Source organism: Pontibacter diazotrophicus (genome assembly GCF_003367245.1).
GTDB classification, from domain to species: domain Bacteria; phylum Bacteroidota; class Bacteroidia; order Cytophagales; family Hymenobacteraceae; genus Pontibacter; species Pontibacter diazotrophicus.
The window spans coordinates 246,932-269,202 of sequence record NZ_QRGR01000001.1 but is presented as its reverse complement, the minus strand read 5'-3'; the positions used below and the strand labels follow the sequence as shown (position 1 = coordinate 269,202).

Here is a 22,271-nt window from a genome sequence, read left to right as displayed (position 1 = left end):
ATGCCGGCTGTTGCTCCTTACCACCCATCTGCAGGCGCCTCAGCAGCAAACCATGAAACGCTGACAGGAATAAATAAGTATGTTAAGTAGACCTGTTAAACTTCTCAACAGGAAATATCCATCTACAATTCACCAACCATACTATGAGCAACGCATCTTTCCTACAGATACACCCCGAAACGCCCCAGCAGCGCAAGGTTTTAGAAGCTGTTGAGATACTTCGGAACGGCGGGGTTATCATTTATCCTACGGATACCATCTATGGCCTGGGCTGCGACATACACAATGCCCGTGCTGTGGAGCGTGTCTGCCTGATAAAGGGCATAAAACCGGATAAAGCAAATCTTTCCTTCATTTGCTCCGACCTCACACATATTTCAGATTATGCCAAAATTGATACGCCTACCTACAAGGTAATGAAGAAAGCCTTACCGGGGCCGTTCACGTTTGTGTTAGATGCCAGCAGCCGTGTTCCAAAGTATGCAGGCACAAAGAAGACGGTTGGTATTCGGGTGCCCGACAATAAGATAGCGCTGCAGCTAGTAAGGGAACTAGGCAATCCCGTTCTCTCCACCTCTATCCGGGATGACGATGAAGTACTCGAGTACAGTACTGATCCGGAGCTTATTTATGAGAAATATAAGAATTTAGTAGATGCCGTAATAGATGGTGGCCCTGGCAAAAACATGGCCTCTACCGTAGTGGACGTTACTAATAACTTCGAAGTTCTGAGAGAAGGAGCAGGCGATATAGAACAGTTTTTATGAGTTTGGGAGGTAGAGAGTTTAGGAGTTAGAGAGTTATTGCTATCGGCAGAACATAGCATCCTGCCGATAGCAATAACGCATCGATTCAGCACCGTCACTTTCTAACTCTTTAACCTTTTAACTTTCTACCTCTCAAACTCTCTACCTCCCAAACTCTCTAACTCTCTACCTCGCGCCCTCCGGGCGCTTATGTTTCCAACGCTTGTGGGTCCAGAGGTAGTCGGCGGGGCTGCGGCGGATGGTGGCTTCCAGCTTTTTTGCGAATAGTTCAGTTATTGGGTATTGATCTTCCGCAGCTGGTTTTGCCTGCGTACCATCCGTTATGGTTTCAAAAGTAAGGGTATAGTGGCCGCGGCTGGTTCGTTGCACATCCAGGTAAAGCACGGGGTAACTGAACATGTTGGAGAGTTTTTCTGCGCCCACATAAAAAGGAGTGTCCTGGTGCAGGAAAGTCGTCCAATACTGGATCTCGTTTATCATAGGTGTCTGGTCCGACAGCATGGCAACGACACGGGGTACCTTCCTGTTCCTGACAAAATCGCGGCTGGTCTCTTTCATCTCTACCAGGCGAGCACCCATCTGGCTACGCGTATGCAACATATACGCTTCAAAAAAAGGGTTATTCAGCGACTTGTAGATGCCGTTGGTAGGGAAACTAAATTGCACCGCGCCTGCCGGAAGCACCCACTCCCAGTTAGCCGCGTGAGATCCCATTGTGATGACGGGTGTTCCCTGCTTTACAAAGTCATCCAGTAACTGCTGGTTTGTGAAGGTTATCCGCCGCCTCATCTCCTCCGCACGCATCGACCTTAGTTTCAGAATCTCCACCACCACATCCGCAAACTGCCTGTAAAAGTCCTTCGCAATCTGCTGTATCTCTTGCTCGCCTTTCTCCGGAAAGGCACTGCGCAGGTTTTGAAGTACCACCTTTTTACGGTAGCCGATAAGGTAGTATACCACGAAATACAAAAAATCAGCCAGCACGTACAGCACAGACAAGGGCAGCAAAGACAGGCCCTTCAGCAAAACCCAGAGCGGATAATACTGCGGGGGTATGTTAATTTTTTTATTCATAACCAGTAAGCCGCCATAAAGGTACAACCTGCTTCCTGATTATGAAATTACATTTTTAGTGCTACTTTAGCAGCAAAGCAAACACACTTTAGGTAGCACGGCTTACGTATCAGGTATCACGATTCATGTATCATGATATGAGCAAAAAGAACAACAGTTTATGTAGGTACCTCAGCAGCAAAAGCCTAACTCTTTAACTTTCTAACTCCCAAACTTTCTAACTCAAATTGGTCCTCCTTACTGAAGCACAATACAACCCACCGTTGTCCTATTTCTGGCACGCCATTCGCGCAGAAAGCCTGATGGTGGAGCGGCATGAAAATTATATAAAACAAAGTTACCGTAACCGCTGCCATGTGCTCACGGCGCAAGGGGTACAGCCGCTGAGCATACCTGTGCTACGGGGCAATAGCAAAGATAAAACCCTGATAACAGACATTGAGATAGACTACAGCCAGAAATGGTACAACGTGCATTGGCGTACCATACAGGCGGCGTATGGCCGGGCACCTTATTTTGAATTCTACAGCGATTATCTAAAAGAGGTATATGAGCGGCAGCCAAAATATTTATTTCAGCTTAATGTGGATTTGTTGCGCCTTTATCTTAAATTACTAAAACTGAACAAGTCACTAATTTTTACGGAGTCTTACCAAGCGGAACACGCTAATAACGTATTGGATTTAAGAAATAGGCTACATCCTAAAATCTATCCTGACAATTTGCACGTAAAACCCTATACACAAGTATTTGGCAAACAATTTGCATCAGAGCTTAGTATAATTGACTTGTTGTTTACACAGGGGCCCACGTCTCTTACTTACCTACAGTAAAAGGGGCCAACAAACTGAACATTTGCATTGCACGGCTTGTTTGAAATAGTAGGCTTTCCCTGTTAGCCTCAATCAGTTACAATTATTCAGATTTTAAAGATTACACGGAGTATAGTATACATGGAAGCAAAATTCTCAAACCGAGTAAAAGAGGTCATCTCGCTCAGCCGTGAGGAAGCGATTCGGCTCGGTCATGACTATATCGGGACTGAACACCTGGTATTGGGCATGATTCGGGAAGGAGAAGGCACTGCCATTGCCCTGCTTAAGAAGCTTGGCGTTTCGATAGATGAATTAAAGTACGCTTTAGAGCAGGCTACACGAAATACAGCAACCCAGAGCAGCAACATTACCGGCAGTATCCCGCTCACAAAGCAGACCGAGAAGGTGCTTAAAATTACTTACCTGGAGGCGAAGATCTTCAAGAGTGATATTATTGGCACAGAGCACCTCTTATTATCCATCCTTCGGGATGAAGACAATATATCTTCTCAAATTTTAGCGAAATTCAACGTGAACTACGAAGCGATAAGAGATTCCCTGGATTATCATAGCAATAATCCGCTTGCGTCGTCAGACACTGACGATTCTGATGATTCTGACAAGTTATTTGGCAGCTCGTCTTCACGCTCAGGCAGCACAAGCAAGAAAGCCGGCGAAAAATCGCGCACACCTGTGCTCGACAACTTTGGCCGTGACCTTACTAAGCTGGCAGAGGATGACAAGCTGGACCCGATAGTTGGTCGTGAAAAAGAAATTGAGCGCGTGGCACAGGTACTGAGCCGCCGCAAGAAAAATAACCCGATCCTGATTGGTGAGCCTGGTGTTGGTAAAACTGCTATTGCAGAAGGCCTGGCCCTGCGAATCATCCAGAAAAAGGTAAGCCGCGTGCTGTTTAACAAGCGTGTGGTTACTTTGGACCTTGCCTCACTTGTTGCCGGCACAAAATACCGTGGCCAGTTTGAGGAGCGTATGAAGGCGGTAATGAACGAGTTGGAGAAGTCTCCGGACGTTATCCTGTTCATTGATGAGCTGCATACAATTGTGGGTGCCGGTGGTGCGTCTGGTTCGCTGGATGCCTCCAACATGTTCAAGCCTGCACTTGCACGTGGCGAGATTCAATGCATCGGTGCTACTACCCTGGATGAGTACCGCCAGTACATCGAGAAAGATGGCGCTTTGGCCCGTCGTTTCCAGATTGTGATGGTAGACCCTACCACACCAGAGGAAACCATCGAGATCCTGAACAACATCAAGGACAAGTACCAGGATCACCACCACGTTAACTATACAGATAAGGCAATTGAGGCTTGTGTGAAGCTGAGTGACCGCTATATGAGCGACCGCTTCCTTCCGGACAAGGCCATCGATATTCTGGATGAGGCTGGTGCGCGCGTGCACATCAACAACATTATTGTGCCGGATGATATCCTGAAGCTTGAAGAGCAGATTGAGAACATCAAGGTAGAGAAAAACCGCGTGGTGAAGAGCCAGAAGTATGAAGAGGCTGCCCAACTACGTGATAAAGAGAAGAAGCTCATCGACCAGCTGGAGTCTGCAAAGAAAAGCTGGGAAGAAGAGACTAAGAAAAGACGCTACACAGTAAAAGAGGAAAATGTGGCAGAAGTTATTGCCATGATGACAGGCATTCCTGTGAAGCGTATCGCGCAGAAAGAAGGCATCAAGCTTCTGAACATGGGCGAAGAGCTGAAAGGCAAAGTGATTGGCCAGGACAAAGCGATTGGCCAGTTGGTGAAAGCCATCCAGCGTACGCGTGTGGGTCTGAAAGATCCGAAGAAGCCAATCGGTTCCTTTGTATTCTTAGGTCCGACAGGTGTTGGTAAAACAGAACTTGCCAAAGTGCTGGCTACTTACCTGTTCGATAAAGAAGATTCGCTGGTGCGTATCGACATGAGTGAGTACATGGAGAAATTCAGTGTATCTCGCTTAGTGGGAGCACCTCCGGGATATGTGGGCTACGAAGAAGGTGGTCAGCTGACGGAGAAAATCCGCCGCAAGCCATACTCTGTGGTATTGCTGGATGAGATTGAGAAAGCGCACCCGGATGTGTACAACCTGCTGTTACAGGTACTGGACGATGGTATTCTGACAGACGGACTGGGCCGTAAGGTTGACTTCCGTAACACGATCATCATCATGACATCGAACATCGGTGCCCGCGACTTACAGGACTTTGGTGCCGGTATCGGTTTCATGTCCAAGAGCAAGCAGGAGAACGTGGACGACATCATGCAAAGCACTATTGCCAGCGCATTGAAGAAAACGTTCTCTCCGGAGTTCCTGAACCGCCTGGACGATGTAATTGTGTTTAACTCGCTTAACCGCCAGGATATGCACAAAATCATTGAGCTGTCGCTTAGCAAATTGTTCACCCGTGTGGAAGCCTTAGGGTATACCATTGAACTGACTCAGGAGGCAAAAGACTTTGTGGCCGAGAAAGGGTATGATCCGAAGTATGGTGCCCGCCCATTGAACCGCGCTATTCAGAAGTACATCGAAGATCCGATTGCAGAAGAGATTCTGAAGGCTGAGGTAAACCAGGGCGATGTTATCATGGTAGACCACAAGGAAGGCGAAGAGAAGCTGACCTTCGTTTCAAAGAAGAGCACCGGCAAAAAAGCCAAAATGGCTAATGACGGGGAAGAGGAAACTGAGCCAACAGAGCCTAACAAGTCTTCTGACTCAGATAAAACAAAAGACAAAGAGTAATTCAACTTAAATATCTTTGATAAGGGCTGCCTGTATAGGCAGCCCTTATTTTTTTCATTAACACATTCTTAATATTCAAAATAGTATATATTTAAAAAATGATACAACTGTACAGGATTTAGCCGTAGAGTTTTTAAATTTGAATGATAATGATTTAGTAATACATCCGAGTTATAACACACATACATGGCAGGAGAAATCAGGCAAAGTCAAATAGAGACGCTGGAGCGCAAAAATGCCGAGGCACAGCTTGGCGGCGGACAAGACCGAATAGATGCACAGCATAAAAAAGGGAAACTGACAGCACGTGAGCGCATTCACCTGCTCCTTGACGAGAACTCGTTTGAAGAGATTGGCAAGTTTGTGATGCACCGCTCCAAAGATTTTGGACTGGATAAGCAGTACTACCTTGGCGATGGTGTGGTAACAGGATATGGCACCATCAATGGTCGCCCGGTTTATGTTTTCTCCCAGGATTTCACTGTGCTGGGCGGCTCCCTCTCGGAGACACACGCTGAGAAAATCGTCAAAATCATGGAGCTTGCCATGAACAACGGCGCCCCTGTTATCGGCCTGAACGACTCCGGCGGAGCCCGTATACAGGAAGGTGTGGTATCGCTGGGTGGTTATGCAGACATCTTCTACCGCAATACGCTGGCTTCCGGCGTAATTCCGCAAATATCTGCCATCATGGGGCCTTGTGCGGGTGGTGCTGTTTATTCTCCTGCCATCACCGACTTTATTATGATGGTGCAGGACACGTCGTATATGTTCGTGACCGGCCCGAATGTGGTGAAAACGGTAACGCATGAAGAAGTAACTTCTGAGGAGCTTGGCGGTGCCAGCACCCACAGCACGAAGAGTGGCGTCACGCATTTTTCCTGTGCCAACGAAGCAGAGTGTATTCAGTATATCAAGAAGTTGCTTAGCTATATTCCGCAAAACTGCGAGGACCTCCCGCCTTCCCTGCCTTACGAATCGCCTGGCGACGAGACAAGAGAAATACTCAATACCATTATCCCGGAGAACCCAAACCAGCCGTACGACATCCGTGAAGTAATAGAAGGCATTATTGATGCTGATACTTTCTTTGAAGTACACAAAAACTTTGGTGAGAACATAGTAGTTGGTTTTGCGCGTTTAGCTGGCCGCAGCATTGGTATTGTGGGCAATCAACCCGCCGTGTTGGCTGGCGTGCTGGACATAAACGCCAGCACCAAGGCAGCGCGCTTCGTGCGCTTCTGCGATAGCTTTAATGTACCCCTGCTGGTGCTGGAAGATGTACCAGGCTTTTTGCCGGGCACGGACCAGGAGTGGCGCGGAATCATCACCAACGGAGCAAAGCTGCTTTATGCCTTCTGCGAGGCTACTGTTCCGCGCATCACGGTTATCACGCGTAAAGCCTATGGCGGTGCTTATGATGTAATGAACTCGAAGCACATTGGCGCCGATATGAACTTTGCCTGGCCAACGGCTGAGATTGCCGTGATGGGTGCACAGGGTGCAGCCGAGATTATTTTTAAACGCGAGATTGCCGCAGCCGAAGACCCGAAGGCAAAGCTGGCTGAGAAAGTAGAGGAGTATAAAGAGAAGTTCGCAACGCCTTATCGTGCCGCCCACCGTGGCTTTATAGATGAAGTGATCATGCCTGCAGATACGCGCACTAAGTTAATTAAGGCTTTCAAAATGCTCGAGAACAAAGCAGTTACCCTGCCTAGAAAGAAGCACGGTAACATTCCGCTTTAAAATTCCTGATTTTACAGGAAAAATCAGAAAATGTACGTACATATATGTTTATTTTTCTGTTTACTGACAACCTAAACTGCTAACCGACACCTATGCGACAAGAATCATTCGACTTTTTAGAGAAGTACCTGAACAACTCCTCTCCTACCGGCTTTGAGGCGGAGGGGCAGAAACTGTGGCTGGAGTATGTAAAACCATACATCGACAGTTACTTTACAGACACCTACGGCACTGTGGTGGGCGTCATTAATCCGGAGGCGGAATACAAAGTTGTTATCGAGGCGCATGCCGATGAGATTTCCTGGTTCGTGAACTACATTACGGCAGAGGGCTATATTTACCTGAAGCGTAACGGTGGCTCTGATGCTCTGATAGCGCCATCGAAACGCGTGAACATCTATACCTCCAAAGGAATTGTAAAAGCAGTTTTTGGTTGGCCCGCTATTCATGTGCGCAAGGTGGAAAACGATAAAGCCCCAACCCTTGAAACGGTGTTCCTGGACTGTGGCGCTAAAAACCGTGAGGAAGTAGAAGAGATGGGCATTCATGTGGGCTGCGTTGCCACCTTCGAGGATGAGTTCATGGTAATGAATGACCGCTACTACGTGGGCCGCGCCCTGGATAACCGCATCGGTGGCTTTATGATTGCAGAGGTAGCGCGCATGCTGAAGGAAAATAACAACCAACTGCCGTTTGGTTTGTACGTTGTGAATGCGGTGCAGGAAGAAATCGGTTTACGTGGCGCTGAAATGATTGCACACCGCATTAAGCCGGATGTAGCCATCATCACTGACGTAACGCACGACACGCAATCGCCGATGTACGAAAAGAAAACCAGCGGCGACATTCATTGCGGTAAGGGCCCGGTGATTGCCTACGGGCCAGCCGTGCAGAACAACGTGCGTGACCTGATTATTAACACAGCCAAAGAGAAGGATATTCCGTTCCAGCGTTCAGCTGTTTCACGTGCCACCGGCACCGATACGGATGCCTTTGCCTACTCTAACGCAGGGGTGGCCTCGGCACTTATCTCACTTCCGCTGAAGTACATGCACACCACCGTAGAAACCGTGCATAAAGATGATGTGGACAACGTAATCAAAATGATTTATGAGACGGTACTAAAAATTCAGGATAAGCAGGATTTCCGCTACCTGAGTTAAGCCTTATAGATATATTCAAAACCTCCGGAGCCTTAAAAGTCCGGAGGTTTTTATATGTAGTAAAACTGACTTTTTGCAGCGAATGTAATTAGACTATATGCACCGATACATGTTTTGGACTTTGATGATTCTGCCGTGGATCGTGCTTGCCATCTACCTGAGCAGGCCAAAAGATGACCCTCGCGTTACAGCCTTTATACTTGTATCGCTGGTCATACACCTGGGCATCGTGATCAATATCCGTCGAAAGTCTGTTGGCATGTCGGTAAGCGAAACATTCAAGGCCTTTGTACCTCTATGGGGTACAAAGGAATACAAACGCCTGTACTTTCAGGAAGTGTAGCCTTATAGTATTCAAACGTTCATAGTTCCTCTGATATACTTCGGAATAGGTTCTCTATATAATTTCAGAATTCGCCTACATTCATAATCCATAATTCACATTTACCAGGTGATTTTTAATGACCAGATGGGCCACGTGATTTCGCTGCCGGACTTACCGCAGCGGATTATTTCGATGGTCCCTTCCCAGACAGAACTACTATTCGATTTAGGCTTAGAAGACCGCATCGTTGGCCTTACAAAGTTCTGTGCCCATCCAAAGCCACAGGTAAAGCAGAAAGCCATTATTGGCGGCACCAAAAACTTTCGGTTCGATGCTATTGATGAGCTGAAGCCAGACCTGATTATCGGCAACAAAGAAGAGAACTATAAAGAAGGCATCGAGCAACTACAGCAGAAGTATCCGGTTTGGATGAGCGACATTTATACCCTGGATGATGCTCTGCAGATGATGCAGCAGGTTGGGCAGTTAACAGGCACAGAGGCCAAAGCCAGGGAACTAACGCAAGGAATAAGCACAGGCTTCAAAAGCCTGCAGCCTGCTCAGCCCCCTATCACCACCGCCTACTTCATCTGGCGTAAACCCTATATGACCGTAGGCAGCCACAACATTATAGACCACATGCTGCAGCGCTGCGGCTTCCAAAATGCTTTCGCTGATTTGGCGCGTTACCCGGAAATTACACAAGAACAACTGCAACAGGCCAACCCGCAGTTGATACTGTTATCCTCAGAACCATACCCGTTCAAGAAAAAGCATGTAGCGGAGTTTCAGGAGATTTGCCCACAGGCAATGATAAAGATTGTAGACGGGGAAATGTTCAGCTGGTACGGCAGCAGGTTGTTGCATGCGTCTGCCTATCTGCGGCAGGTAATTGAAGAAGTAAAGCAGGAGCCATAAGAGCTCTTCCTTTCTCTTCCTGTCGCAAGTTTAGCGCAGCTTAAATGCAACTTGTACCGAATTACATCAAACCTAGTTTAGTACCTTCATTTTTTCTGATGTACCGGGTCAAACCACCCCTACCCCTCCTTGTCCAAGGATGGGAGTCTGCTTCTTCAGTTCGCTTTAGACCTTTTTTTATTGTAATTCTTGAAAGCAAATCCAGTCAGCACGAAGTAAATATGTTTCCAGTCTTTGGGTTGAGCGCCTTGTATTTGATGCGGTGCTGAGCGATAGCGAGGCAGCCCGCAGCGGAGCGAGGGCAGCTTCAAATGCACAGCGCGATGCCCGAAGACGAGGCCGCTCGGCCTAGAGAGCACAGGCAGTATCTATGAAAAGAGTTATCAATGAGTCGCTGGATAAGCTGTTGCTATGGTAGCTTGGACAAACTCCATGATAGGTATACGTTGCAGCAGGAGCTTCAAGAGAAATGTAATTGCGCTATGCCAAACCTGCGACAGCCTTTTACTCTAGCCTACTGCAACTGCGCTAACAGCCGCTGTGCTCTCTCTGCAATATCCTTAAAATAAGCTGCATCCTGCTGCACTTCGGCGGCACTTTTATGCAGCACTTCCCGCTTGTTATCCGGCTCATTTAAACCAGACAGTGTAATGACCCGCTCGATGCATTTCTGCTGCTCTAAGATAAGGTCTGGCAAAGGCAGCCGTTCCAAAGTTTCCACCAACTGCAGCCTGAAATCTTTCTTCTCAATCTTCTCCTCGTCCAGCAACCGGAACACAGCAGCTACAGCCTCATCTTCGTAGGGCGAATGCACAGCTAACTTTATAAGCTCGGCCGTGGTGGGCAAGGGTAGTTTTATCAAAATAAGGTAGCCCCCACCCTCTGCGGCGGCAGTAGCATAGCACTTCATCCAGAAGGCGCCGGAGTCTTTGTGCTTGTAAACGGCAGCCCAACCACCGGCAGCTTCTTCCATTAGCTGCATCTGGCTGAGCTGCTCTTCAATCAGCCTTGCATCTCCATATAAGCGCCTGCTATTCTTCATGCGCTATCGTAAAGCCTACCTTCTCCAGGTCTTCCCAGAAACGAGGGTACGACTTGCGGACCACGCTTGGCTCCTGTATCTGCACAGGCTCCAGAAGTGCCAGCGGTGCGAAGGCCATGGCCATGCGGTGGTCCTGGTAGGTGCGGAAACTGAGTTCGTCTTTGGTAATAATGCCTGGCTCCAGGCGGAAAACACCCGGCGATATTTCCTGCAGCGAAGAGTTCATACTTAGCACCTCAATCTGCAGCGCCTGAATACGGTCTGTTTCCTTTATCCGGAGACTCTCCAGCCCAGTCATCTCCACAGTCACACCCAGGCCTGCGCAAAGTGCCACAACTGTCTGCGCCAAATCCGGGCAGTCGGAGAAATCATAAGACACCTGGCGTTCAGGATTCTTTTTGGACAGCTTTACCCCTTCCTCCACGAAAGCAGTATAAACTCCCAGCCGATCCATAATATCCACAATGGCACGGTCGCCCTGAAAGGACTTTTCTCTCAGGCCGAGCAGCGTAATGTCTGCCTCCCTGGCCAATGCCACCAAGCTATACCAATAACTAGCCGCTGACCAGTCTGACTCTACATGAAAAGTAGCCGCTTTATACTGCTGGTGCGGCACTGTAATCGTGTTCTCTTCAAACGTAGCGGACACACCAAAATGCTGCATCAGCGAGAGCGTCATTTCAATGTAGGGCCGGGAACCAATCTTGCCCTCCAATTCCAGTTCCAACCCATCCGGCAGGAGTGGCCCCACCATCAGCAGCGCTGATATATACTGACTGCTGATATCGCTGCGCACCTTTAAATTGCGCTTGCCATTCCCGCTAAAGCCGTTCATTTTTAAAGGCGGATATCCTTCCTCCCCCATATACTCGATGCTGGCACCTAATTCTTTCAGCGCCTCTACCAGCACTTTGATGGGGCGCTGGCACATACGTTCGGTACCGGTTAATATCTTCTGCTGACCAGTAACAGCATAGTAAGCTGTCAGGAAGCGCATGACCGTGCCTGCATCTTCCGCATCAATTATTTCAGCGTCGCTTCTCAGCAGGCGCTGCAGCAATTGGGTGTCATTTGCTTCTGAGAGGTTGTGCAGTTCCGACTCCTGGCCTGACAGGGCCGCAATGATTAGGGCACGGTTTGCCTCGCTCTTTGACGCAGGCAGTTTTATACTTCCTTTAAGCGTGCCCGTTGGGTGAGACAGCATAACAGAAGTTAAGTTCTTTGATGATATCATAATGATTCGTAATAGCGTAATGATTCCTCGATGTCGTGCAGCGTAATAGGCTGGTTGTATACGGCATGGCCAATGCCCCGCAACAAGGTGCAATTGATGGAGAAGCCGGAATTCTTTTTATCCTGAAGCGCCAGTACCGCTATCTGCTCTATGTCTTCCCTTTTCAATACCACCTTCTCATACACCATCTCCAGGAATAGCTCTATCTTACCCAGGTCTTCTTCCGACAGCAGTTCCTTCTTCACCGACAGGAAAGCTTCGCATACCATGCCAACGGCAATGGCCTCTCCGTGCAATATTGCCCGGTTTGGCTGGCTCATCAGGTACGTTTCCACGGCATGGCCCACGGTGTGGCCAAAATTTAATATTTTCCTCAATCCGCCTTCTAGCGGGTCAGATTCTACTACTTTGGATTTGATGGCAACAGAATGGCGGATCAGCTCCTCCCAGTTATCCATCATCATACCGATAAGCCGCTGTTCCTCGAACTTTTCCTTATCCGCAATCAGCCAGTGCTTGATGATTTCGGCATAACCGGACTTCAACTGACGCTGCGGCAGGGTCTGCAGAAAAGCAGGATCAATGAAGACAGCCTGCGGCTCCTGGTACACGCCAATGTGGTTCTTCAAGCCATGAAAGTCGATGCCTGTTTTGCCGCCTACACTGGCATCTACCTGTGCCAGCAGTGTAGTAGGCACCTGCACAAAGTATATTCCGCGCTTGAACACAGCCGCACAGAAACCGCCCATATCCCCTATCACGCCACCGCCCAAGTTAACCAGCACCGACCAGCGGTCCAGGTGCAGCTCCGTCATGCGCTGCCAAATAATCTCGCAGGTTTGCAGGGTCTTGTGCTCTTCCCCACTCTGTATCTGGATAAGCTCATGCGCAGGCAGGTGCGGTTTCAGCTGCGGATAGCAGTGCGCTAAGGTATGCTCATCTACCAATACCACCACTTTGTTGAAAGCGCGGTTCTGAAGCAACTTTGTAAGCTCCTCCAGCGCATTATTCCCGATGTGAATCGTTTCTGTCACAGTATAATTGTGCTTTGTGTATACAACATTCAAAAGCAGCCTGCCTTTCTCAGTACATCTTTCCCCAATCAAACGGGCTGCAACCGCAATATAGTAGCTAAGCCCGAACTTTCAGTCCGAAACAACAGAATAAGTACCAGAAACAAGCCTGGCAGAGTGTTACTGATTCGCTTAGGCAGTGTGCTTCTCTCTTCTATACCATCACTTCTCATAACCTTTTCAGCAAATGGCAGAATGGTTTGAAACACTATGATCATAACGCAATGTCATAAGCCACCGTTTGGAGGCTGAAGGCAGACTGGCGGCATATTTTTTGATTGTCAACTACCGCTTGAAATGATTGTTTGTATAGCTGAACCGCTATCTTTGCAGCACTAATACTATGTACATGAACCCTAGTACCAAAGTGTCGTTTGACGACACAGCCGTTGCGTTTTCATCAAAATCAGACGCAGAGCTATACAAGTTATACCTGCTGTTTAAAATGATGAATAGCAATTTTCTTGTGAAGACAGGAGGCAGTCTATTAAACACAGCCTTAAACCTCCATCTTCCTGTAAAGTTTATTGTGAAAAAGACTGTCTTCAATCACTTCTGCGGCGGTGAAACCATTCAAGAGTCGGAGCGTGCTATCCAGGAGCTTAGCCAGTACAATATCGGCACCATTCTCGACTATTCTGTAGAGGGCGAAGGTGACGAGAAAAGCTTTAACGCGACACGCGATGAATTGCTGCGCACCGTGGAGAAAGCGCGGGGCCATAAACTCATTCCTTTTTCTGTTTTTAAAGTAACGGGGCTGGTAGACATTAGGCTGTTGGAAAAAGTGCAGGCCAGGCAGGAACTTACGGCAGAGGAACGTGCCGCCTTCGAACGTGGCCGCGACCGTATGAATGATATCTGCCAGCGCTGTTACGAAGCAAATGTACCAGTGTTTGTGGATGCTGAGGAAAGCTGGATCCAGGAAACCATTGATAACCTGACCTATGAGATGATGACCCTTTACAATAAAGAGCGGGCTATTGTGTACAATACCTATCAAATGTACCGCCACGACCGGCTGGGTGTAATACAGCGGGATTATGCCAATGCCGTGAAGGAGGGCTATTACCTAGGCGCGAAGCTTGTGCGTGGGGCATACATGGAGAAGGAGCGCAGGCGTGCACAGGCAGCAGGCTACCCGGACCCGATTAACCCGACAAAAGAAGCCTCTGACAAACTGTTTGATGATGCCCTGCACTTCTGCATAGAACATATTGACAGAATCTACTTCTGTGCCGGTACGCACAACGAACAGAGTTCTTACCTTTTGATGGAGTTGATGGCGGCACACGGCATCGCGCCGGATGATGAGCGTGTATACTTTTCACAGCTGTATGGTATGAGCGATAACCTCTCTTATAACCTGGCCAAAGCAGGCTACAATGTAGCAAAGTATGTTCCCTACGGACCTGTGGAAGCCGTGATGCCTTACCTGCTACGCCGGGCGAACGAAAACACCGCCATAGCCGGGCAGAGCAGCCGCGAGTTTAACCTCATCAGAAAAGAAATGGAACGCCGCAAACTAGCGAAGCAGCATTAAGATGATTAGCTATAGTTTCAGAAAGAGGTGGGTAATGTGTTACCATCCTTTTTGAAACTAAGGGTATAAAAGGCGCTTGCAGATATTCAGATAAAACAGAAGGGCCCCACGCTGTTGCATGGGGCCCTTCTGTGTGTTTTAGAACTATATGCTAATCGCGCTGTAGTTCCTGCTTAAATTAGTGAGCAGCTGGAGCTTCAGTAGCTGGAACATCAGTAGCAGGAGCCTCTTCAACAACAGTTGAGTCAACTACAACTTCTTCAGTAGCTGGAGCTACTTCTTCAGTAACTACTTCTTCCTCTGTTACTACTTCAGTCTCAACAGCTTCAGACTCAGTTGTTGCAGCTTCTTCGTTGCAAGCAGTGAAAGCAGTAAGGGCAAGAGCTACGAAAGCGAATTTGAATAAATTTTTCATTTTTGTGTTTGTGATTAAGTGATTTTGGCTTCGATTTTAACTTCATACTGAAACTGGATTTAGGTAACCCGGCTTTTAGAAAAAAATTAAAAATATTTTATAAAGGGCCAGATACAGAATCATGGCCATACATAAAACTCAATAAACCAATTGGTTATAGCAATAAATAAATTATCGCGGGAGGTAAAAATACTTACTGCAACAGGGGTTACTTTGTTTTTAACCTTAGCCTTCCCTTATTTTATGCAGCTGTTAATACGGCAGTTAAGTAAGGCTTCTGAAGCCATGCAGTTCCTTGCGATAAAGTTGTAGAAGGAGAACGTATGGAGGCAGAAAGGAGGCACTTCAGCAAGGGGAGAAAATACAGAGAGGCCCCACGCTGTTGCATGGGGCCTCTCTGTATGCTTTAGAACTATAAGCTATACGCTGTAGTTCTTGCTTAGATTACTGAGCAGCTGGAGTCTCAGTAGCTGGAGTTTCTTCAACTACAGTAGCAGTAGTATCTTCAACTACAGTTTCTTCAGTAACTGGAGCTACTTCTTCTTCTGTAACAACTTCAGTTTCTACAGCTTCAGTTTCAGTTGTTGCAGCTTCTTCGTTGCAAGCAGTGAAAGCAGTAAGGGCAAGAGCTACGAAAGCGAATTTAAATAGATTTTTCATTTTGTGTTTGTGATTAAGTGTTTTGGTTTCGATTTTAACTTCATACCGAAACAGGCCACAGGTAACCCGCCTTTTTAAAAAAATTAAAAAATATTTTTTCAGAGGGTTACATTGCGCCCCTAAACGTATTAAAATTGATTGGAATGAAGAAGAGTTTGTATGAGACGGATGAGGCGATTCTGGAGGGCATTCGGCGCGACGACGAAAGAGCGTTGGCTTACCTATACAAACTTTATTTCCCGATGATTTCCCATTTTATTCTGAGTAACAGCGGAACTGACGACGAGGCGAAAGACATTTACCAGGAAGGCGTCATCGTGTTCTATGAGAAAATAAAGGGGAATACACTGGAGTTGAGCTGCCAGATAAAAACTTACCTGTACTCGGTATGTCGCAGGCTATGGCTGAAACGGCTGGCAGAAAAAGGACGATACGCCGTAAAGATGGAGGATTCGGAGTCTTTTTTACCTGTAGAGGAAGACACGCAACACCACGAAGAGCAGGAAAGGCAGTTTGGCATCATGGGTGAGTCTCTTGAGCAACTGGGAGAACCCTGCCGCTCTTTACTGGAGGACTATTACATCAGGATGCAGAACATGCAGGTGATTACGGAGAAGTTTGGCTATACCAACTCCGATACAGCCAAAAACCAGAAGTATAAATGCCTGCAACGCCTGAAGAAACTATTTTTTGCCACCTATAAACCCGAGGTATAAAAGGGTTAGCTTTAAAAGGCCTGCACAAGGCCACAGAAAAAACAACAATGTTAGAGTACCGCGCTTACGAGCAAATTGAGAGCTACCTGAACAATGAGATGGCTGCCGATGAAAGGGCAGCTTTTGAAGTGCTGCTGCGTACGGATCCGCGCCTGGCAGAGCAGGTGCGTGAGCACAGGAAACTGCTGCACACCATGCGCAGCTTTGGCCAGCGCCAGTCACTAAAGCAGCAACTGAACCTCATTCATTCAGAAATGGAAGACGAAACCGCTGTGGCCACGCCGGCTCCATGGAAAGTCTTCTGGAACCGCCATGTGCAAACAGTTGCTGTTGCCGCCAGCGTATCTTTGCTTTCTGTGTTCGGCACGCTCTGGAGTGTACAACAACTGAAAGCCCCGGTGCGGCAGCAAACCGCCCATTACGTAGAACTTCGCCGCGAAGTAGAGCTCCTGAAGAAAACACAAACGGCCATCATCAACGGCATCAACGATGCCACGAAACCGGCCCCGCGTCCTGCTGCCTTCAGCGGCACAGGCTTTGCCATTAACGCGGACGGGTATCTCGTTACCAGCTCTCACGTAGTAGAAGGTGCTGATTCTGTGCTGATCGAGAACGAGGCCGGGCAGAAGTATAAAGTAGTAGAAGTGTACCGCGACCAGATTCACGACCTTTCCATCCTGAAAGTTTCTGACCCTGCGTTCACAACCTTTGGTAAGCTGCCTTACACTTTTAAAACAGCAGAATCTGACTTAGGAGAGAAAGTATATACCTTAGGTTACCCACGCGAAGACATCGTGTTTGGAGAAGGTTCGTTAAGCTCCGCCAGCGGTTTTGAGGGCGATACAACGGCTTACCAGATATCTATACCGCTTAACCCGGGCAATAGCGGAGGACCTTTGCTCGACGACAAGGGCAACCTGATAGGCGTTATCAGTGGCAAGCAAGCCGGGCAGGAAGGGGCTGCCTTCGCCATTAAATCAGCTTATCTACTGCAGATGATCAATGAGTTACCGCAAACAGATACCTCGGCGGCTATCGCATTAACTCTACCACAAAAAAATGCACTTTCAGGCCAGAACAGACCACAGCAACTTAAAAAGCTTAAAGACTACGTTTTTGTAGTGAAGGTGTATAATTAATTCGTAAAACCCTGTAACCCTTTAGCATAACTCAAAAACAAGGTGCTACAGGTGACTAAATTCAACCCCCAAGGCTTAACATTTTCTTTTAAAATCAGTTATAATAATAAGTTAATATAGATGAACGATCAATGAAGATTGTATATCTCTGAACTTAAAAACCTGATAACTATGAAAAAGAAAACGATAATACCTATGGCATTTGCCGCAGTAATGATGTTCGGTTGCGCTGGTTCTGACACGACTACTATGGATGATACCACCGCTATGGACACATCAGCAACCATGAGCGAAACGCAGTCTATGGCAGGAACCGCTGCTGACACAGAAGAAAACGCTATGCGCTCTCTGGTGATAGAAAGAGAAATAGTAGCTCCGGTCGCGACAATAGAAGTTGCCACTCTCCCTTTAGAAAACCCTGTTTCGGTTGGCGACATGTTTGATGACATCGACGATACTGAGCAGTATCAGCTTATGGACTTAGCCAGAAGAAGCCCTAACCTTACTACTTTTGTAACACTGATTGAGCAAGCTGGTATGGTACAGGATATAGAGCGTCTGGATCAAGCAACCCTTTTTGCGCCTACAAATGAAGCCTTTGCCAACATGGACAGACAACAGTTGGAAATGCTGATAGGTCCTGATAACAGAGCCAATTTAATGCGGGTATTACAGGCACATGTGCTGCCAAGCAAAGTGAGTTCAGCGCAGTTTAACACTACGCAGCGAATTCAGTTTACTGAAGACCGTTATATCCCGATAGACGTGACCATGAATGGTACTAACGTTGCTATTGGTGGTGCTAACATTGTAAAAAACAATATAGAAGCCTCTAACGGTTATATCCATGTAGTGGATAGTGTTATTTTACCAGACCAGGTTGCTGTTGAAGACACTCGTATGGGATACTAATCCTTAACAAATTGAAATTGACAGACTAAAAAGAAAAGCTCTTCCTACACAGGAAGAGCTTTTCTTTTTTACCCTCTATGTGTTTTGATTCCGGAGACGAAGCGAAACTGTAACCGTGAGAAAGCCTTTTACAAGCCACATATAACTTGTACATATTCCTTTTGCAGCTCCCTCTTCACAGCACTAAATCCAGCGGCAGAAACGGAATGAAGACAGATATGTTTGGTCATTTTATAAAACCACAATACAACAAGCTCTATGAAAATAACAGTCCAACATTCAATATTGATAGCTGCAACAGCTGTCTTTAGCTATGGTTGTGCCGGCTCAGAAACTGGCACAACCATCACAGGCACAGCAGTAGAAACCCAGGTCACAGAAGACGCGTCTGGCTCGCAGGACCCAATGGATCCGGATACAGACATGTCGGCGGAGCGCACGGGTAACAATACTGTGTCGGCTGATAACACGATTGGCCGCAATATGAACATTGTGGCGCTGGTGCAGCAAAACCCCAATCTATCTACTTTTCTGGAGCTGATACGTGCCTCCGACTTAGTTACAATCTTAGAAAGCCCTGCCCCTTATACTGTTTTTGCACCGACAAATGAGGCTTTTGACGCTCTTCCGGCAGGTACTATCGAAAGCTTGAAAGACCCTGCCAGTAAGATGGAGTTAACGCGGATAATACAGGCACACGTGCTCCCCAACAGGATAAGCTCAGCAGAGATGCAGGATAACATGCCTATGGTAACAGCACAAGGTGATGAAGTGGTTGTAACCAAAAATGGCTCTGCTATAACGGTGGGCGGTGCGAAAGTGATCACTCCCGATGTACAGGCTTCCAACGGAATCGTGCACGTGGTGGACAGAGTGCTTATTCCACCTCAGAACAGCAACGACTAGCGCAAGGCTAAACTCCAGAATGTAACCCATAGTTGTCTGGCACCGTTAAGACTAGGGGCAGGGAAAACTTATAAATAAGCCTTTGCTGCCTTACGAACTATTAAATGAACTATAAAGAAAAAGACTATGAACAGAACAGATGATGCAGGTATGATGACCGCAATGTTTCCTGACAGAGCAAGCGCGGAAACTGCCTATGAAGAATTGAGAGCACGTGGGTATGATAAAGATGATATAAATGTAGTGATGTCGGATGACGCTCGTAAGCGCCATTTCAGTGACGAAGACAGAGAAGATACCACAGAGCTTGGCAACAAGTCTCTTGAAGGTACGGGTGCTGGTTCAGCAATTGGTGGTACATTAGGTGCTATCGTAGGAGCCGTGGCCGCTATTGGTACTTCTGTGGCAATTCCAGGCTTAGGACTGGTAGTTGCTGGCCCGCTGGCAGCAGGTCTTGCCGGTGCGGGTGCGGGTGGTCTTACAGGTGGCTTGATTGGTGCCTTAGTAGGTGCTGGTATACCTGAAGAGCGTGCTAAAGTGTACGAATCGGGTGTTAAAGAAGGTAACATCGTGCTTGGTTTCAGACCTCACAACGCTGAAGATGCACGTTACTTCGAGACACACTTCCAGAAAAACAGAGGTGAACACATCTATTATTAGTAGATAAAATAAATGAAAGAAAAGCCTGCCTGTAGAAGGGCAGGCTTTTTTTATAAACCTGCGCCACCGAACGCATTGTAATTTAACTGCTAAAAGTCTTTGGGTTACAGCCCTAAATACAATCTTCGATCATCCAACTATCTGGCAGGCATAATGCAATCTAGAACAAGCGGCCAAAAAAAGAGGCACAGCATTAAGACATACGAATAGTTACTACATCAATTTTCGGTTTACTGTAGAACTTATAGCCCTAACATAAGAAAATGCATGACTTTGCTTCCTTATGTATATGTAAGGGGATATTTTATGTAAAAGTTTTCCTTTGCGCCCATTCAAGGCACCTGCCCTCTTTCATGCTATGTTGCTATGCAGAAAACAAATTTCGGTAGTTTCGTATGCAAAAGGTATATACATGTAATTCTACTTAAAGAAACGATACACTATGAAAAAGATGATACTTGCCGTCGCTTTTCTGGGAGGGGTACTCACCTTCGCCTCCTGCGACTCTGGAACAAATGATCAGCAAAATACCGCAGCCACCGGAACACCAGTAGTAGCCCCTGACACTGCGATAACCGAAGAAAAACAGGAACTGATGGTATATGCTGCCCGAAACAACATGCTACAGATGGAACTGGGCCGCCTGGCTACCGAGCATGGCAACACCGAAGGCGTGCGGGTGTACGGACAACGGCTGATGGACTGGTACAGCGACAAACAGGCACAGCTACGGGAAATGGCGCAGCAGTATAATGTTACATTGCCGCTGGAACTGAATGACGAACAGGCGGAACACGTAGAGGAATTACAGAACACTGCAGTCACTGAGTTTGATGAAAAATACTGGGAAGAACTGGCGGATGCGCAGCAGAAAGCGATAAATGAGTTTGACAATACACTGAAAGATGTCGAAGAATCAGATGCAACGGCGTTCAGCATCTGGGCGCGCGATACCCGCAAAGAACTTCAGGCACAAATGGAACAGGCAAAATCTCAGGATTTTATGCAGGGCTACGACACACCGACCGGTGTCAGAGACAGAGAGGAAGAGGGCTCCGGGGCTCGAATTGGTAACTAACAGAAACCATAATAAGAACAGCAATGGCGAGCGTAGTCTCGCCATTGCTGTTCTTAAAATACATGTTAAAGCAGATCTTTCAGCACCTTCCAGGTATGCTGTGCCAGCACCTTCTGTCCCTCTGCGTTCGGGTGTACCCCATCCGGCAGGTTCAGGTAACGGTTGCCTACCACGCCCTCCAGCAAGAAGGGAATAAAGGAAACATTCTCCTTCAGCGCCAGTTCCCGGAACAGCTTCCGGAACTCAGCCGCATACCTGCCGGGCACAATGTCCGGTATTTCCATACCTGAAAGAATAATTTTCACCTCAGGGTATTTCAGCCGCACTTTACGTATAATCTCGTGCAGGTTCTTCGTTGTTTCGCGGGTGGGAATCCCACGCAGGCCATCATTTGCTCCCAGGGCCAGCACCAGAATATCAACCGGCTCGTTCAGCCAGCGGTCTATCCGGTATACTCCCCCTGAGGAGGTATCACCACTCAAACCCGCGTTTATTACTTTATAATTATATCCTTCTTCAGTTAGCTTTGCCTGTATCAGGCTGGGGTAAGCCTGCGCAGCAGGCAGTCCATAGCCAGCTGTGAGGCTATTCCCAAAAAACAAAATATTCTTCATCTCTTTCAGTGTCTATTCATGTTAAGGCAGAGCTGCTTTCACACTGCCTGCTAAATAAAAAGGGTTACCATAGCTGGCAACCCTTTTCAACTTTATGATTAGTCTCTTAGTCTACTGTTTCTTTCATCTGACGGAGTTTCTCACAAGTAGCCAAAGAAGACTGCTTCTGCTTCTCCACCATCTGGACGATGTTCTCTGGGAGTTCGCCTTTCTGATCCAGGGCATCATTATAGGCCTTCTGCGCCCATTCTTCACCATACAGGTTAGATTCGATTATTGCCTCTTCATCACTACCTGTCACAGTTGCCTTCACATCCATCCAGCCCCTGAAGATTTTACCCTTCGTTGTAGTACTCTCTTGTCTTTCGCCACCGTATTTGCTGATGGTTCTGTTTATCTGGTTAGAGAACTGATTGCTCTCATTAATTAAATCATTATAGAAAGACTGATGCGCCGGGTTCTTTGTAGCTTCAGAGGCATGCTTGTAACCTTCGATTCTATCGTTCACAAACTGGTTAAGTTCCTGCAGTACATCTATCGTCTTTTCATTGTTGTTTTGCATAGCTTTTCTGTTTTAGTTCATCTATCCGAAACGAAAATAGGCCTTTATGAGTTATAATAACTAACGGCAGAAGCCGTATACTCTTAAAGTAAGCGCTAGTGTAAGTGGCATGTACCGGATGCGTAATGTGAACACCTGGTTTATGAAATAAAAAGTTTTCACTA

General features: G+C 47.2%; 22 protein-coding genes. 14 read left to right on the top strand and 8 right to left on the bottom strand.

Annotated elements, in window-relative coordinates; all coding sequences use genetic code 11:
- The first annotated feature begins 143 nt into the window (after positions 1-143).
- The gene (locus DXT99_RS01170) at positions 144-767 is read left to right on the top strand and encodes an L-threonylcarbamoyladenylate synthase (RefSeq protein WP_115563673.1); all 624 of its coding nucleotides are present in this window, start codon (positions 144-146) and stop codon (positions 765-767) included.
- 165 nt (positions 768-932) lie between these two features.
- Here DXT99_RS01170 and DXT99_RS01165 read toward each other — a convergent pair whose 3' ends face one another.
- Positions 933-1,841 (bottom strand): lysophospholipid acyltransferase family protein, encoded by a 909-nt coding sequence (locus DXT99_RS01165; RefSeq protein WP_115563793.1) that lies wholly within the window; start codon positions 1,839-1,841, stop codon positions 933-935.
- A 227-nt stretch (positions 1,842-2,068) separates the two neighbouring features.
- On the opposite strand from DXT99_RS01165, the gene DXT99_RS01160 reads away from it, so the two are divergent.
- The 6 genes from DXT99_RS01160 (at position 2,069) to DXT99_RS01135 (ending at position 9,556) form a co-directional block, all read left to right on the top strand.
- Positions 2,069-2,674 (top strand): WbqC family protein, encoded by a 606-nt coding sequence (locus DXT99_RS01160; RefSeq protein ID WP_115563672.1) that lies wholly within the window; start codon positions 2,069-2,071, stop codon positions 2,672-2,674.
- Between the two features lie 120 nt (positions 2,675-2,794).
- Entirely contained in the window at positions 2,795-5,404 is a 2,610-nt protein-coding gene (locus tag DXT99_RS01155; protein ID WP_115563671.1) for an ATP-dependent Clp protease ATP-binding subunit, read from the top strand.
- 186 nt (positions 5,405-5,590) lie between these two features.
- On the top strand, positions 5,591-7,150 hold the full coding sequence (locus tag DXT99_RS01150; protein ID WP_115563670.1) for an acyl-CoA carboxylase subunit beta: 1,560 nt from the start codon (positions 5,591-5,593) through the stop codon (positions 7,148-7,150).
- A gap of 92 nt (positions 7,151-7,242) precedes the next feature.
- Positions 7,243-8,313, top strand: coding sequence for a M42 family metallopeptidase (locus tag DXT99_RS01145; protein WP_115563669.1), 1,071 nt, complete (start codon positions 7,243-7,245; stop codon positions 8,311-8,313).
- 109 nt (positions 8,314-8,422) lie between these two features.
- A complete protein-coding gene (locus DXT99_RS01140) occupies positions 8,423-8,656 on the top strand; it encodes a hypothetical protein (RefSeq protein ID WP_115563668.1) in 234 nt (77 codons plus the stop codon).
- Positions 8,657-8,782: 126 nt separating this feature from the next.
- Entirely contained in the window at positions 8,783-9,556 is a 774-nt protein-coding gene (locus tag DXT99_RS01135) for an ABC transporter substrate-binding protein (protein WP_115563667.1), read from the top strand.
- A 514-nt stretch (positions 9,557-10,070) separates the two neighbouring features.
- Here the strand turns inward: DXT99_RS01135 and DXT99_RS01130 are convergent.
- The 3 genes from DXT99_RS01130 to aroB are packed head-to-tail and all read right to left on the bottom strand — an operon-like array spanning position 10,071 to position 12,866.
- A complete protein-coding gene (locus tag DXT99_RS01130; protein ID WP_115563666.1) occupies positions 10,071-10,598 on the bottom strand; it encodes a hypothetical protein in 528 nt (175 codons plus the stop codon).
- Positions 10,588-11,832, bottom strand: coding sequence for a 3-phosphoshikimate 1-carboxyvinyltransferase (locus DXT99_RS01125; RefSeq protein WP_115563665.1), 1,245 nt, complete (start codon positions 11,830-11,832; stop codon positions 10,588-10,590). Before DXT99_RS01125 ends, DXT99_RS01130 begins: the two co-directional genes overlap by 11 nt.
- Entirely contained in the window at positions 11,829-12,866 is a 1,038-nt protein-coding gene (gene aroB, locus DXT99_RS01120; RefSeq protein ID WP_115563792.1) for a 3-dehydroquinate synthase, read from the bottom strand. Before aroB ends, DXT99_RS01125 begins: the two co-directional genes overlap by 4 nt.
- Positions 12,867-13,254: 388 nt before the next feature.
- On the opposite strand from aroB, the gene DXT99_RS01110 reads away from it, so the two are divergent.
- On the top strand, positions 13,255-14,445 hold the full coding sequence (locus DXT99_RS01110; RefSeq protein WP_115563791.1) for a proline dehydrogenase family protein: 1,191 nt from the start codon (positions 13,255-13,257) through the stop codon (positions 14,443-14,445).
- Between the two features lie 178 nt (positions 14,446-14,623).
- On the opposite strand, the gene DXT99_RS01105 is transcribed toward DXT99_RS01110, so the two are convergent.
- A complete protein-coding gene (locus DXT99_RS01105) occupies positions 14,624-14,860 on the bottom strand; it encodes a hypothetical protein (protein WP_115563663.1) in 237 nt (78 codons plus the stop codon).
- 444 nt (positions 14,861-15,304) lie between these two features.
- Positions 15,305-15,520: a hypothetical protein gene (locus DXT99_RS01100; protein ID WP_115563662.1), complete on the bottom strand. Its 216-nt coding sequence runs from the start codon at positions 15,518-15,520 to the stop codon at positions 15,305-15,307.
- Positions 15,521-15,663: 143 nt separating this feature from the next.
- Between DXT99_RS01100 and DXT99_RS01095 the strand changes: the two genes are divergently transcribed.
- The 6 genes from DXT99_RS01095 (at position 15,664) to DXT99_RS01070 (ending at position 20,931) form a co-directional block, all read left to right on the top strand.
- Positions 15,664-16,236: an RNA polymerase sigma factor gene (locus DXT99_RS01095; protein WP_115563661.1), complete on the top strand. Its 573-nt coding sequence runs from the start codon at positions 15,664-15,666 to the stop codon at positions 16,234-16,236.
- 47 nt (positions 16,237-16,283) lie between these two features.
- A complete protein-coding gene (locus DXT99_RS01090; protein WP_115563660.1) occupies positions 16,284-17,375 on the top strand; it encodes a S1 family peptidase in 1,092 nt (363 codons plus the stop codon).
- 171 nt (positions 17,376-17,546) lie between these two features.
- The gene (locus DXT99_RS01085) at positions 17,547-18,287 is read left to right on the top strand and encodes a fasciclin domain-containing protein (RefSeq protein WP_147294150.1); all 741 of its coding nucleotides are present in this window, start codon (positions 17,547-17,549) and stop codon (positions 18,285-18,287) included.
- Between the two features lie 258 nt (positions 18,288-18,545).
- The gene (locus tag DXT99_RS01080; protein ID WP_115563658.1) at positions 18,546-19,193 is read left to right on the top strand and encodes a fasciclin domain-containing protein; all 648 of its coding nucleotides are present in this window, start codon (positions 18,546-18,548) and stop codon (positions 19,191-19,193) included.
- Between the two features lie 126 nt (positions 19,194-19,319).
- Positions 19,320-19,853, top strand: a complete 534-nt coding sequence (locus tag DXT99_RS01075) for a hypothetical protein (RefSeq protein ID WP_115563657.1) — start codon at positions 19,320-19,322, stop codon at positions 19,851-19,853.
- 442 nt (positions 19,854-20,295) lie between these two features.
- The gene (locus DXT99_RS01070) at positions 20,296-20,931 is read left to right on the top strand and encodes a DUF4142 domain-containing protein (RefSeq protein ID WP_115563656.1); all 636 of its coding nucleotides are present in this window, start codon (positions 20,296-20,298) and stop codon (positions 20,929-20,931) included.
- A 65-nt stretch (positions 20,932-20,996) separates the two neighbouring features.
- On the opposite strand, the gene DXT99_RS01065 is transcribed toward DXT99_RS01070, so the two are convergent.
- Positions 20,997-21,545 carry an arylesterase gene (locus DXT99_RS01065; RefSeq protein ID WP_115563655.1) on the bottom strand — a complete coding sequence of 183 codons (549 nt, stop codon included), beginning with the start codon at positions 21,543-21,545 and terminating at the stop codon, positions 20,997-20,999.
- Positions 21,546-21,651: 106 nt separating this feature from the next.
- Positions 21,652-22,107 (bottom strand): PA2169 family four-helix-bundle protein, encoded by a 456-nt coding sequence (locus tag DXT99_RS01060; protein ID WP_115563654.1) that lies wholly within the window; start codon positions 22,105-22,107, stop codon positions 21,652-21,654.
- Between the last annotated feature and the right edge of the window lie 164 nt (positions 22,108-22,271).

Coding starts and splice junctions, on each gene's coding strand:
- DXT99_RS01140 (WP_115563668.1), top strand. CDS start 8,423: ATGTTTTGGACTTTGATGATTCTGCCGTGGATCGTGCTTGCCATCTAC.
- DXT99_RS01165 (WP_115563793.1), bottom strand. CDS start 1,841: ATGAATAAAAAAATTAACATACCCCCGCAGTATTATCCGCTCTGGGTT.
- DXT99_RS01150 (WP_115563670.1), top strand. CDS start 5,591: ATGGCAGGAGAAATCAGGCAAAGTCAAATAGAGACGCTGGAGCGCAAA.
- DXT99_RS01170 (WP_115563673.1), top strand. CDS start 144: ATGAGCAACGCATCTTTCCTACAGATACACCCCGAAACGCCCCAGCAG.
- DXT99_RS01100 (WP_115563662.1), bottom strand. CDS start 15,520: ATGAAAAATCTATTTAAATTCGCTTTCGTAGCTCTTGCCCTTACTGCT.
- DXT99_RS01065 (WP_115563655.1), bottom strand. CDS start 21,545: ATGAAGAATATTTTGTTTTTTGGGAATAGCCTCACAGCTGGCTATGGA.
- DXT99_RS01135 (WP_115563667.1), top strand. CDS start 8,783: ATGGGCCACGTGATTTCGCTGCCGGACTTACCGCAGCGGATTATTTCG.
- DXT99_RS01105 (WP_115563663.1), bottom strand. CDS start 14,860: ATGAAAAATTTATTCAAATTCGCTTTCGTAGCTCTTGCCCTTACTGCT.
- DXT99_RS01075 (WP_115563657.1), top strand. CDS start 19,320: ATGAACAGAACAGATGATGCAGGTATGATGACCGCAATGTTTCCTGAC.
- DXT99_RS01060 (WP_115563654.1), bottom strand. CDS start 22,107: ATGCAAAACAACAATGAAAAGACGATAGATGTACTGCAGGAACTTAAC.
- DXT99_RS01130 (WP_115563666.1), bottom strand. CDS start 10,598: ATGAAGAATAGCAGGCGCTTATATGGAGATGCAAGGCTGATTGAAGAG.
- DXT99_RS01125 (WP_115563665.1), bottom strand. CDS start 11,832: ATGATATCATCAAAGAACTTAACTTCTGTTATGCTGTCTCACCCAACG.
- DXT99_RS01155 (WP_115563671.1), top strand. CDS start 2,795: ATGGAAGCAAAATTCTCAAACCGAGTAAAAGAGGTCATCTCGCTCAGC.
- DXT99_RS01095 (WP_115563661.1), top strand. CDS start 15,664: ATGAAGAAGAGTTTGTATGAGACGGATGAGGCGATTCTGGAGGGCATT.
- DXT99_RS01080 (WP_115563658.1), top strand. CDS start 18,546: ATGAAAATAACAGTCCAACATTCAATATTGATAGCTGCAACAGCTGTC.
- DXT99_RS01110 (WP_115563791.1), top strand. CDS start 13,255: ATGAACCCTAGTACCAAAGTGTCGTTTGACGACACAGCCGTTGCGTTT.
- DXT99_RS01085 (WP_147294150.1), top strand. CDS start 17,547: ATGAAAAAGAAAACGATAATACCTATGGCATTTGCCGCAGTAATGATG.
- DXT99_RS01070 (WP_115563656.1), top strand. CDS start 20,296: ATGAAAAAGATGATACTTGCCGTCGCTTTTCTGGGAGGGGTACTCACC.
- DXT99_RS01090 (WP_115563660.1), top strand. CDS start 16,284: ATGTTAGAGTACCGCGCTTACGAGCAAATTGAGAGCTACCTGAACAAT.
- DXT99_RS01145 (WP_115563669.1), top strand. CDS start 7,243: ATGCGACAAGAATCATTCGACTTTTTAGAGAAGTACCTGAACAACTCC.